The sequence below is a fragment of the Metallosphaera javensis (ex Hofmann et al. 2022) genome (assembly GCF_022064045.1).
GTDB classification, from domain to species: domain Archaea; phylum Thermoproteota; class Thermoprotei_A; order Sulfolobales; family Sulfolobaceae; genus Metallosphaera; species Metallosphaera javensis.
Genome location: NZ_JAKNCW010000031.1, coordinates 1 through 11,908 on the forward strand (window position 1 = coordinate 1; position 11,908 = coordinate 11,908).

Below are 11,908 nucleotides of genomic sequence, written 5' to 3' on the forward strand. Positions count from 1 at the left end.
TGCTTAAAACCCTTTACCTTGAGGTGGGTGATACCAAGAAACTGTTCAGCCTGAGGTAAGTTCCGAAAAGTGCTACAGGGGCTTTGGAACACCGCTCTGCAGGGGTAATCCAAACCTGTAGGTGGCGGTGCTACCGCTCACCACACCCAAAAAAGAGTACCCGACGAATGCTGCCACTATAACGAGCATGACCACAAACCATATTTTTTCCCAATCTCTGTGCTCGGACAATTTTCCTCAATCTAGGTAAACGCAAAATAAAGTTAAAAAGCTTTTCTCCTTTATTACAATATAAAGATTGTCTTAGAATCGTAAGAAAAATTTACACTGCATTTTTCCTCATTAATAGGTAGAACGCTATCCCTCCCACTATGGCTATTGCGGCTAGGCCAAAACCGAAGACGTCCTCAAAACCAATACTGCTTACGGAAGCGTAGGTGGAAGCTAGGAAGGCTATCATGTTACTTCAGGATTAAACAACATAAAATCAATTAAAAGCTTTTCTATGAAGATCTGAAATAACCCTGTGAGAAAAGAAGACTGGGCAAAAAACCTTAGCTTTGGATTGCGTATGGAGTGGTCACTGAGGACGAGGAGATAAGGACTCCCCACATCCCGGCTGCCGCATGACCGCTGATTCCGCAGGCAAACCAGTATATTCCCGCAGGGATCATGGCTGAGGCCGTTGCCGTCTGACCGCTGGATATACCCACGTTCATGTAGTTGGAGGTCGTTGTTCCCGCTGCCAGGATGATGGTCCCGTCCTGGCCAACGTCATCTCCTGGAGTTGCCGTGGTGTTCTGGATGATGAGGAAGTTGTGTTCCAGGCCCTCTTGGTTGGTGAAGTGAACCACGACCGTCCAGCCAGCTGGGATGTAGATGTGAAGTTGTCCGTTGCTGGTTCCGTTGAAGTTGAAGGGTTGGCCTGAGCTGGAGGCAACTATGTAGAGGAAGACGGTCTTGTTGGCGGAGTTGTAGGGAAGTGGAGTGGCGCCTGGGGGTAGTGATGTGGATGTGGTGGACGTAGAGGTCGTAACATTTGAAACAGTGACAGAGGTCTTAGTGGTAGAAACTTCACCTAATAACTTGGCGTTATGAACCGTGGGCACTGGAAAGTTAACTATGGAAAAATTATACGAGAGAAAACCTATCATAAATGCCGTTCCTGCAAATATTAGGACAATGATTGCAACTCCGATTTTGCTCATGAGCTATCGTTTAGATAGTGATTAATTTGGTATATATATTTTAGCTTTACAAAGAACAAGTTTTTAATAACTAAAAGAGCTAAATTGAGAGAAATAAAAAACCTTAGCTTTGGATTGCGTATGGAGTGGTCACTGAGGACGAGGAGATAAGGACTCCCCACATCCCGGCTGCCGCATGACCGCTGATTCCGCAGGCAAACCAGTATATTCCCGCAGGGATCATGGCTGAGGCCGTTGCCGTCTGACCGCTGGATATACCCACGTTCATGTAGTTGGAGGTCGTTGTTCCCGCTGCCAGGATGATGGTCCCGTCCTGGCCAACGTCATCTCCTGGAGTTGCCGTGGTGTTCTGGATGATGAGGAAGTTGTGTTCCAGGCCCTCTTGGTTGGTGAAGTGAACCACGACCGTCCAGCCAGCTGGGATGTAGATGTGAAGTTGTCCGTTGCTGGTTCCGTTGAAGTTGAAGGGTTGGCCTGAGCTGGAGGCAACTATGTAGAGGAAGACGGTCTTGTTGGCGGAGTTGTAGGGAAGTGGAGTGGCGCCTGGGGGTAGTGATGTGGTGGACGTAGAGGTCGTGTTGGTTGAAGTTTTTGTCGTGTTTGTAGTGGTTACAGTCATATTAGAAGTGCTTGAAACAGATACGTTCTGAGCAGGAAGTGTGGTAGTAACATTGCCCACATTTATGGGAGTGGACCTAACTGCTATATAATACGCTGCTACGGCAACTAGGATTATAGCTATCACTATCGCGACTACCATGGGAGTATCTATCTTTGCCATTAACACACTACAACGAAGCCGTTTTAAAAATCTTTTCATTATATACTATAATTTGTTGATTTAGTTCCTTGAATAATGCATGAATTATCAGGCAAATGAAAACGCCATAGCGAATTGTAGTGTGTGGAGTATCTGTTTAGCGACGTCTTCGGTTCTCTTTCAATTGGACATCTAGCAGAAACTTAGAGGCCTTTGATTACAGTAACTCCACACACTATAGCGAATTGTCTGACCTCAGGCAAAACAAGGGAGGCAACATCTATTGCTTGATACCCTTTTCGCGACTTCCCATTTTTTCCAGTACTCTCATGTTGGACTCTATCTTGGAAATCCATTTGTTCATATCCTTGAGACTCAGGTATAAGATTACCAGAGAACCCAAGGGTAGCCCGAAATAGGATAAAACGAAAAAGACAGGAGAGGCCAATACGCCAAGCAAGGAGTATATGGTCCCGGAGGCCACGCCTACAATATACACAATTATAGAGGGTAGGGAAAGGCAACACGACGTTCCTGACACGATGGCAATAGTGGGTAAAGCTGTCAGGATTGCCAGAGACCGTTTATAGTCCTTGATCAGCCTCCTCAAGTACATTAACCTAGATACGTTTGCCCCGAGTAGTAGAGAAAGGAGTATCCCCATGAAAAGCGAGTAGGGAATGGTGTCGCTTTCAAAGGGACCTATGAACACCCAAAATCCCAGACTCGTGGAGACCCAGTACGGGAAAAGAATGGGAGACGTGGGAACTGAGACACCAAATCCTGCGGACAAGAAAGGATAGATGGAGAGCTTCTGTCCTAAGCCCTCAGCTAAAACAACATTATAGAAGATTCCGTATAGAAGAACATGAAATGTCAGATAAACGACCGAGCTAATTATATATGCTATACCTTTCTTTACTTTCAAAAAGGTTTCTTCATAAAAGGGCACTGGGACAGCTATGCCAACCCCTATCCAGAATGTTACACTTGATATAATTGAAAGGGGGATGTAACCATGTTTTTCTAAGCTCAGCATATATGTAATTAAACTCAGTGAAAGGAGAATCGGAAACAGCGTTCGTCGAAGATTTGCCCACTTCATAGATATTGAATTAGAGTGTAAACTAATAAAGCACCCTTAACTCTAGCATGTAGTGTGAAAGACCCGCGTTAGAAAACGGTTTAGTAAGGCCATGGTATCACGAGGACAAGGCCAAGTTTTACAGGAAAATCACGTATTACTCCACATCAAATCAACCCAATTCATTGTCTTTTTTAATTGAAAATAAATTAAATTTAGTAAATACAAGATCTAAAAATATGTTCTGACCAACATATATGTTAAATCTTATTTAAGAAAAAACATCTTTTTTAATCGAACGAAAATGAGCAAGGACAAAGACAAGGGCTCGGTTGACCCGAACAGAAGAGCTGTGGTTATTGGTGGAGCCGCAGCAGTGGCGGGAGTCGCAGCAGGTATAGTTATAGGAGGTAACGCTTTTCCAAGGCTTCTCAAGGAGACGGTTATCGAGAAGCAACCGGAGGTAGTAACCAAGACTGTAACTCAAACCCAGACGGTACAGGTTCCAGTTCAGCAAACTTATCAGAAACAGATGGTGGCAAACTATAACTCTCTCACAGTGGGATCTCCTGTTACCACCACGTATATGGGATATCCCATAACCATAGTGAGAACAGGTGTAAAGTCCGTGGGAGGAGTGGGACCCAACGGAGATGTGGTGGCCTTTAGTAACGTTTGCGTCCATATGGGAGGACCTGTCCAGTACGACCCCAAGACAAATTGTGGAGTGTGCCCATATCATTACTCTCAGTACGATTTCACTAGGGGAGGAATTCAGGTTATAGGACACCCAAACCAGTTCCTTCCGCAGGTCATCCTAGAATATGACAGCACCACAGGCAACATATACGCACTGGGCTTCAACAGACTGCTGTATGGTGTATATGATAACATAGCCCAGGCGCCATCGTCCTCCTCATCCTAGCTTGAAAAATAATCACTAGACTAGCAAATAATAATTGAGGTAGGATATTTTATCATTTTTTCTATTTTAGTTAAGCTTATAGGCCATTGGTCGGTGTAGTTTTCTCCAAACTATCAGTGATATTTTGCATGTTTAATTAGGTGAAAGTTTTTAATTAGATGGTTAATCTTAGGACTATGAGCAATTATATCTACAGGCTAACGGTTTTAGCGATCGGCTTTCTCCTGACAATAGTGGGGATAGAGGGGGATAACCCGGCTCTGTCTGGATTCGGAAGTTTTGTGCTGTGGATGTCTATACTTGTTACGTTGATTAACCTGTTGAAGGGCCCGATTCAGGTACTGAGTAAGAATATTAGAATATCTACAGTCGGGGTATTTACTTCGTATGTTGTAATCCATTTTCTCGTATATAGTATTGCGATAGAGAAACTCTTAACGGAAATTTATGGGCAACTTTTTTCAATATCTTCACCATTCCTCACCATTTCCATTACTCCCTTCTCCGGAGACGTGGCCCTAAGTTTAGTTTATAACCTGATCTTCAATCCCTCAGTGGTGATGGGTTTCCCTCCAAACTTCTACATAGAGCTCTCCATGTATGCCATTGTGATGGGTATAGTAATAGCGATCCTAGTGACTGCAACCATAGTTAAGGTTATGGAGCTTTTCGGAAGGTTCAGGAAAATGAGGACAATTCTTCTTGCGCCCCTGCTCGGCGTAATAGGAGGTGGAAGTTGCTGTATTTCCATCCCTCTCATACTGAGTTCAGCTATACCCGCAGCCAACATCATTCTTGTATCTCCCGTTGGGGGCACTTCTCTCCTTATTGCCTACGTTGCATTACCGCCTCTCACGGCACTTGGACTCGGTTACCACTTCAGGGTATTAACGCCCAGACCTCCCAGGAGCATGAGACTGAGGGACCTAGATCCACGTAGGACCTAGATCCTTTTCCACATCTTTATAATCACGATAAATAATATATTTTCCATGAAAACCTCTGTTCAATACTTGGTTATAGGGAGTGGAGTGTCTGGTTATCACGCGCTGGACGAATTTGCGAGTAGTGGACCCAAGGTAGACGTGATGATGGTAACAGGCGATCGCTCACTTCCCTACGATAGACCTCCGCTATCCAAGGAGTACATGAGAGGTGAAATTGAAAGGGATTCCATTTTCTTCAGTCTACCAGAAGGGTACAGGGAAAGGATAATCACAGGTGTTAACGTGGAGGAGATAAGGGGAAATGTGGCATATCTGGACAACGGGAGTGAAATTGAGTTCCAAAGGGCGTTGATTGCCACAGGAGGGAGGCCCAGAAAACTAAACGTACCTGGAGGAGATAGGGTAAACTATCTCAGGACGCTGGAAGACGCGGACAGGATAAGAGAGAAGGCCAAAACCTCGAAATCAGCGCTGATAGTGGGTGCAGGATTCATAGGAATGGAAGCTGGCGCGAGTCTTACTAAGCTGGGAGTTCAGGTGCAGATGGTGGAGGTTAAACCGTACATCTGGAGCACCTTCGTGGACGAGAAGGTCTCAAGGTTTTTCCAGGAGTACTTCGAGAGGAGGGGAGTAAGGTTCATCCTTAACGAATCGGTGAGCGGATTTGAGGAAAGAGGAAAGTTGAGGGCAATGTTAAGTGGCGGAAGGGAGATTGAGGCTGATCTCGTCCTTGTGGCTACTGGCATTCAACCCAATGTGGAACTGGCGGAGAGAAGCGGTATTTCGGTAAATAACGGGGTTCTGGTGGACAGGTTTCTGAGAACAAGTAAGGAGAACATTTACGCCTCAGGAGACGTTGCCAGCATAGAGGACCCGGTTAGTGGGAAGAGGAGGAGAATTGAGCACTGGAATAACGCTGAGTACACGGGGAGACTAGCTGCAAGAAACATGATGGGAAAGGAAGAGGAGTATGACTTCCTCTCCACTGTATGGTCAGACATATTTGATCTTCACATAGAGTCCGCAGGGGAGACCACGGGATATGACGAGTATGTTATAAGAGGGACCATGGAAAATGGGTCATTTAACGTGATATATCTCAAGGCAGGTCTGGTGAATGGGTATGTTGCAGTTAATAGGCCTGGCGATGAGCTTGAGGCGCTAAATTCCATTATAAGGGAGAGGAAGGAGATGAATCCATCGAAGCTGAAGGACGAGAACAGTGATCTGAAGCCTTAGGTTTTTAATCTACACGGGGTTCTCTCTCATATGAGTTTTCTGAGGGACAGAGCCGAAGAATTTCTGGATAATGCCAAGTACAATCTGAATAAGGGTTACTATAACTTGACCCTATTCGATGTGGAGCAATTTATTCAGTTATATGCGAAATTTCTCATTTACTTGAAGGCCGGTGACTTCCCAAAGTCTCATAACGTTCTTTCGCTCCTGGAGAAAATAGAGAATCTGTATGGAGATAGATGTAACTTAAACTTGTTTAGAAAGGAAAACAGGGACCTCCTCTATGTGATCTATTTCTCTTACACGCAGGGAAGATATTTTGGAACCATGTTCTCTAGGGAAGACGCCGAGAGGGCCGTCTCGCTTGCCAACAAGTTCAAGGAGCTGGGACAATGTCTGATTACCTCGTAAGGCTGGCCAAGGAGAGAGAGGAGGCATTTTCGAGGCTGAATGAGTTCCTGAGCAGGATCAAGGAATTCGTGATCTCAAGGGATAAACAGGGTAGGGTTATCCTTTTCGGAAGCGTTGCAAGGGGAAATCCAAGGCCAGATAGCGACATAGACGTTCTAATAATTTCAGATGTTCTGGGAAAGGACGTGAAAACCAAGGCAGGAACCATGGGAGAGGTGATGGAGATGCTGAACAACGAAATCTTTGAGATCCACGTGGTTACGACGCGCGAATACGAGACATGGTACAAGAGATTTATGGATGTGTGGATTGAGGTTTAGTTCACTGAACAAAACTCCAGAGAGCCACACTGACGCTGTTCATTGCCATTCCCAGGGCTGCGTACTCGGGTGGTAGCACCAGGGGATAGAGCATGCCGGCTGCTATGGGTACTAGAACAGCGTTGTAGGTAAGGGCCCATGCTATATTTTCCTTGATCTTCCTCACGGTCCTGTGGGACTGCCTCAACAGGAAGGGTAAAGCAGTAAGGCCTGGAATGACCACGTCCCCTGCATACTTGGCTATATCCGTACCAGTGGCAACTGCTATCCCCACATCCGCCTCCTTCAGGGCCTGAGCGTCGTTGATCCCATCCCCCACGAACGCAACTCCACCCTCTTCTCTAAGTTGCCTCACGAGTTCCACCTTATCCTCGGGGGTCAGGCCCTTCCTCAGTTCCACTCCTAGCTCTGAGGCAATCCTATCGGCGTACATGCTTGAATCCCCCGTAGCAATAATCACCCTGAACCTTGTTCTTAGCTCCTCCACAACTTCCCTTACTCCCTCCCTCATCTGATCGTTTAACCAGAAATCTCCACCAACTTTCCAGTTGACGCACACGCTCACGTCTCCACGGGGTTCGCCCTCGCAGTTCTTCTTGACTAGATCTGGTCTTCCAACCAAAACGTCCTGTCCATCCACCTTCCCGTAAACTCCCCCATCCATTTCCGTAAATCCCTCCACCCTGTGGGAGGAACTTGAAAGGGAAGCTATGGCCTTGCCTACCGGATGGCCACTCAGCTTCTCCAGCGACGAGGCAAGCTCTACAGCCCCCTGGATATACTCCTGGAACCTCTCCACGACGATCTCTCCCCTCGTGATAGTCCCGGTCTTGTCCAGGACTAGCGTCTTAACCTTCCCAAGTTTCTCGAGACTCTCCCCGTTCTTCACAACTATCCCCTTTCTCAGAAGCTTCCTGATCCCAACCATCACCGCCATGGGAGTGGCTAGACCAAACCCGCAGGGACACGCCGAGGCGAGAACGGCAACTGCTATGAGGACTGAGAAAGTCAGGGTCTCATGCATCGCATATAACCACAAGGCAAACGAGATCAGGGCAATCCCGATGATTGTGGGAACGAACACCGCTGAAATCCTGTCCGCGAGTCCCTGGATTGGTATTCTCACTGCCTCCGCCTCCCTCAACGCCTCAATGACCTGGGATATGTAGGTCCTCTCTCCGGCTCTGGTGAGGTACACCTTAAGGAAGCCTGAGGTCAGGGTGGATCCACCTATAACCGGATCTCCCTTCACTTTTTTCACGGGAAGGGGCTCTCCGGTGTATATGGACTCGTTGACGTATCCTTCTCCTTCATCCACAACCCCATCCGCTGGAATGACCTCGCCTGCCCTCACCAGGACCACATCGCCCACCTTCAGCTTCCTGGAGTCCACCACTTCACCGTTAGCCTTGGTGGCCTTAACTGATTGCAGGCTCACGACCTCACTGCTGGTCCTTTCCTTTATGTAGGCCTCGAGCGTTTTACCTGCAAGGATGAACGTGACCAGGAGGGAGGCAGAATCGAAGAAGTATCCTGAGTGAAGAAACAGGAGGGAGATTACACTGTAGACCCATGCAGTCAGCGAGGAGAGCGAAACCAGGACATCCATGTTTGTGGTCCTGTTCCTCAGTGCCCTGTAAGCTCCAGTGTGGAATCTCATTCCTGCAAAGAAAACCACGGGGATGGAAAGGATGAGCTGAAGGAGTGGGATGTTTATCAGAGTGAGGGGAGAGATCACGGCTCCAACAAGCAGGCGGAGAGCTAAGTCCTTGAAGTCGCTTGATCGGGATAATTTCTCCTCCTTAATCTCTATCCTGTAACCACGCCTCTCCAGCTCCTGCTGTATCTTCTCCGAGGAGGTGGTGACGGGGTTGTACTCCACAATGACCAGACCTGAGGTTGGGTTAACCCTCGCGTAAACCACCCCCTCAATCCCCTCCAGGATGTCCACCAGCCTGTGGGACTCCTCCTCGCTCACCCTGACCCTTCCTGTGAACTTCTGAAGGGCCACATCATATCCGGCCCTCCTTACTGCGTCCACCACTTCCTTGAGTCTTGCCCCCTGCAGGATAACCCTTGCGTTTCCGGAGGCCAGGTTTACCTTGGCGTCCTGAACCCCCTTAACTCCTGAGATCGCCTTGGTTACAGTTACCTCGCAGGTGGCGCAATGCATGCCCAGGATCTTGAGTTCCTCTTCCTTCTTCAGCCTGAGGGACTGGTCAGTGCCCATGGGGCATTCCCCTTGGGCCACCCTTGAGATAGGACTCCGGGTCCTTCTCAAAGGCAGTCTTGCAGTGCGGACTGCAGAAGTAATACATCTTTCCCTTATACATTGTTCTGTAGGTCGAGGTTTCCTTCACTTCCATTCCACAGACGGGATCCATCATAATATCTCTAGATAGTATCCTGTTGAAAGCTTAAATATACATTGTATTCATTGTCTATTGTTTCCCGTAATAGGGAATCAGAATGACATAATAACATCGTAATACGAGGGATAATCTTGACAGATGTAAACTCATTAAGCGAACTGGAGTACAAAGTGCTAACCTACCTGAGGGAAGACTCTAGGACTAGTTCCAGTAAGTTGGCTAGGGAACTTGGAGTCAGTAGAGCCACAGTGGCCAAGATTCTCCAGTCCCTCAGGGAAAAGGGAATAAAGTTCACTGTGGATTTTTACGAGGAGGGGAAGCTGACAGTCTTCGCTGTGGCGAGCGCTTGCGCTGAGGGGGCTGAGTGTTACAGGTTAATTGACGGCAAGTTCATGGTTACCATCACGGGAAGCATGGAGCAGGTGGAGGAAGTTTTGTCCAAGTTGAAAACGGAGAGGTACTTCATTGCGGTGCAGAAAGTCGGCTCCACAAGAGTTAGACGATCCAGTTTAAGGTGCGATTACTGTGGTGGGGAGATAGCAGGAGAGCCCCTGCTGGTCAGGAGAGGAAAGAAGGTATACTACACCTGCTGTAGGACCTGTCAGACGCAACTCGCCAAGAAGTTGAGGACGGAGAAGGGAGAGGGGAACCATGATCCTGATGGGCCTGGTCCGGACTTTGGTGTATCGCGTTAAGGTCTCCTAAAATTCACAATAATATGTAACCCAGTTCCGGGGGCACGCCCAGGACACACGAATAACCCTCGTGAAGAATGCACTACGCGCAAAATATCATGTAGTGCTTTACGGATTTTAACGTAGTGAGATATTCTTCAAGAAAATCCATACCAAAACGAAAATCGTTCATAGATGAGCGATGTCATTGATCTTAAAGATAAAATTTAACTGGAAGATCCTTGGACAGATCTGAAAAACTTTTAGGTAAAATGGACTTGAAGGGATTTTCAGGAAAGTACTAATCATGATAAGTTAATCAAGTTAAACTTTATTATCTCTCTTAAACAATTTCTATTTGTGGAAGTGCTGATTAAGAACGTTGATAGGGAACTCTACAGACAGTTAAAGGGGTTTAGGTCTCATTGAATTTCATGTACTTTGTATTCAATTCTCGACCCTTGGAGTTCACCGAAGTCGCGGATTAACCCGTTCATCCTTCTCACTCCCATTAGGGGGATAACCCCACTCACCTTACGGTGAGGAAACCCCCACATCTTGAGGTTGAATTTAGATAAGAACCTCTTCATAATGTTAAGTGAAGCATTGAATTGCCTATCAAGGGTGAACCCGCACCTCCCGCACCTGAAGGTCTTGCCAACCGTTCGGGAAACCCATCCACATCTGGGGCAAGACCTGGATGTGAGGTGCGGGTTCACTTCCACCACTTTACAACCGTATAGAGGAGCCTTGTATTTCAACGTGTTAACTAACTTCCTCCAAACAGTCCTAGATAACTTTTTGGATAAAGACTCACTAGCATTACCAAACATACCTTGCTTATTTAACTTTTCGAAGACCAGAACATGATTATTATACAACTCGAGGATGAAGTTAGCCAGCTTGTTAATCAAATCATTAACCCTATTCCTCTCACGATGAGAGTACTTCATCAAGAGTCTCCTACCACCCTTCAACTTCTTAGAGGCTACAGACTGTACCTTAGCCCTCTTCATCTGCATGACGTACTTCAAGGAGTAAAGTTGCTTCAGAGAGATCGTGATGAATTTCTCGCCATCGTAACCGTCGAGTGAAAAGAGATTAGAATCAAATGCAACAGTTTCAGGTGGCGTGGTTGTTGGTGATTCTTTTCTGAACACCAGGTACACTTTATCCTCCTTGATCACCGGTTCTGTTAACTCCATTTCCTCAACTCTTTCAGAGAACCAGCTTCCGTCCCAGGAATACGTGATGTATTCGTGTGGTTTCACGGTTATCCTCACGCTCTTACCGAGGACTTTCCTCAACGTGGTTTTCACCCTCACGTAACCCTTCCTCACAAGCGGTGGTTTGAACTTGCTTCTCCCCTTCTCAAATCTCCTCCTCCAGGAGTCAAGGATAGAGTACACGTCGTGAATTGCCTGGTCAACGCAGTGTTTTGCCAGTCCTTGCGCATTCTCTTTCATTAGGTCTCTCAACTCCCTGTATATTTCCTTCTTTTTTGGTAGCTCGACTCTTCCTTTCTTCACGTTAACTTTGCTGAACACGTACTTTATTCCTCTGTTCAGTAAGTTCACGTATGCACGAATTAGTTCTTTGCTTCTCTCCTCCTCATTTCTTATCGCATACGTTAAATGTATGTATTCTTTTTCTGGCGTAAAGGTTTTAATTCTTAAGTTCTTCAACACATTTCTTCACCTTTTCACGCTCATGACCTCTCGTTCTGCCAGAGAACGAGACTAGGATACTGATCAAGTCTTCGATTAGTTCCTGTTCTGGATCCTCTTTTTCGAGCACCACTATCTCGCAACCGTGTGCCCTGCACACCTCCTCAAGTATCTCAAATCCGAATCTCACCAGCCTGTCCTGGTGGGCCACGACTATTTTGCTCACCTCGTTGTTTAGTATCATTCTGAGTAGTTTCTGGAACCCTTTTCTCCTCATGTTCAATCCAGATCCCATATCAGT

General features: G+C 46.7%; 15 protein-coding genes. 6 read left to right on the forward strand and 9 right to left on the reverse strand.

The window, feature by feature from the left end:
- Positions 1-72 precede the first annotated feature (72 nt).
- From L3N51_RS11900 to L3N51_RS11920, 5 genes are all read right to left on the reverse strand, one after another.
- Positions 73-231: a hypothetical protein gene (locus tag L3N51_RS11900; RefSeq protein WP_238027434.1), complete on the reverse strand. Its 159-nt coding sequence runs from the start codon at positions 229-231 to the stop codon at positions 73-75.
- 91 nt (positions 232-322) lie between these two features.
- Positions 323-460 carry a hypothetical protein gene (locus L3N51_RS11905; RefSeq protein WP_238027435.1) on the reverse strand — a complete coding sequence of 46 codons (138 nt, stop codon included), beginning with the start codon at positions 458-460 and terminating at the stop codon, positions 323-325.
- Positions 461-554: 94 nt separating this feature from the next.
- Positions 555-1,208: a sulfocyanin gene (locus L3N51_RS11910; protein WP_238027436.1), complete on the reverse strand. Its 654-nt coding sequence runs from the start codon at positions 1,206-1,208 to the stop codon at positions 555-557.
- A gap of 103 nt (positions 1,209-1,311) precedes the next feature.
- Positions 1,312-1,989, reverse strand: coding sequence for a sulfocyanin (locus L3N51_RS11915; RefSeq protein ID WP_238027437.1), 678 nt, complete (start codon positions 1,987-1,989; stop codon positions 1,312-1,314).
- 259 nt (positions 1,990-2,248) lie between these two features.
- Entirely contained in the window at positions 2,249-3,007 is a 759-nt protein-coding gene (locus L3N51_RS11920; RefSeq protein ID WP_238027438.1) for a hypothetical protein, read from the reverse strand.
- 349 nt (positions 3,008-3,356) lie between these two features.
- On the opposite strand from L3N51_RS11920, the gene L3N51_RS11925 reads away from it, so the two are divergent.
- From L3N51_RS11925 to L3N51_RS11945, 5 genes are all read left to right on the forward strand, one after another.
- Complete coding sequence (locus L3N51_RS11925) at positions 3,357-3,977, forward strand: arsenate reductase (azurin) small subunit (RefSeq protein WP_238027439.1); 621 nt, start codon at positions 3,357-3,359, stop codon at positions 3,975-3,977.
- A gap of 176 nt (positions 3,978-4,153) precedes the next feature.
- Positions 4,154-4,924, forward strand: coding sequence for a hypothetical protein (locus tag L3N51_RS11930; RefSeq protein WP_238027440.1), 771 nt, complete (start codon positions 4,154-4,156; stop codon positions 4,922-4,924).
- Positions 4,925-4,969: 45 nt separating this feature from the next.
- Entirely contained in the window at positions 4,970-6,163 is a 1,194-nt protein-coding gene (locus L3N51_RS11935) for an NAD(P)/FAD-dependent oxidoreductase (RefSeq protein WP_238027441.1), read from the forward strand.
- Positions 6,164-6,193: 30 nt separating this feature from the next.
- On the forward strand, positions 6,194-6,574 hold the full coding sequence (locus L3N51_RS11940; RefSeq protein WP_238027442.1) for a HEPN domain-containing protein: 381 nt from the start codon (positions 6,194-6,196) through the stop codon (positions 6,572-6,574).
- On the forward strand, positions 6,556-6,894 hold the full coding sequence (locus L3N51_RS11945; protein WP_238027443.1) for a nucleotidyltransferase domain-containing protein: 339 nt from the start codon (positions 6,556-6,558) through the stop codon (positions 6,892-6,894). Before L3N51_RS11940 ends, L3N51_RS11945 begins: the two co-directional genes overlap by 19 nt.
- Position 6,895: 1 nt before the next feature.
- On the opposite strand, the gene L3N51_RS11950 is transcribed toward L3N51_RS11945, so the two are convergent.
- Together L3N51_RS11950 and L3N51_RS11955 are read right to left on the reverse strand one after the other, a co-directional pair.
- Positions 6,896-9,124: a heavy metal translocating P-type ATPase gene (locus L3N51_RS11950; RefSeq protein WP_238027444.1), complete on the reverse strand. Its 2,229-nt coding sequence runs from the start codon at positions 9,122-9,124 to the stop codon at positions 6,896-6,898.
- Positions 9,114-9,284, reverse strand: coding sequence for a YHS domain-containing protein (locus L3N51_RS11955; RefSeq protein WP_238027448.1), 171 nt, complete (start codon positions 9,282-9,284; stop codon positions 9,114-9,116). The genes L3N51_RS11950 and L3N51_RS11955 overlap by 11 nt, the downstream gene beginning before the upstream one ends.
- A gap of 113 nt (positions 9,285-9,397) precedes the next feature.
- On the opposite strand from L3N51_RS11955, the gene L3N51_RS11960 reads away from it, so the two are divergent.
- Positions 9,398-9,961 carry a TRASH domain-containing protein gene (locus L3N51_RS11960; RefSeq protein WP_238027445.1) on the forward strand — a complete coding sequence of 188 codons (564 nt, stop codon included), beginning with the start codon at positions 9,398-9,400 and terminating at the stop codon, positions 9,959-9,961.
- Positions 9,962-10,362: 401 nt separating this feature from the next.
- Here L3N51_RS11960 and L3N51_RS11965 read toward each other — a convergent pair whose 3' ends face one another.
- Both L3N51_RS11965 and L3N51_RS11970 read right to left on the reverse strand, forming a co-directional pair.
- Positions 10,363-11,628, reverse strand: coding sequence for an RNA-guided endonuclease InsQ/TnpB family protein (locus L3N51_RS11965; RefSeq protein WP_238027446.1), 1,266 nt, complete (start codon positions 11,626-11,628; stop codon positions 10,363-10,365).
- Positions 11,606-11,908, reverse strand: a 303-nt coding sequence (locus L3N51_RS11970) for an IS607 family transposase (RefSeq protein WP_238027447.1), incomplete at its 5' end; no start/stop codon positions are given. The genes L3N51_RS11965 and L3N51_RS11970, both read right to left, overlap by 23 nt.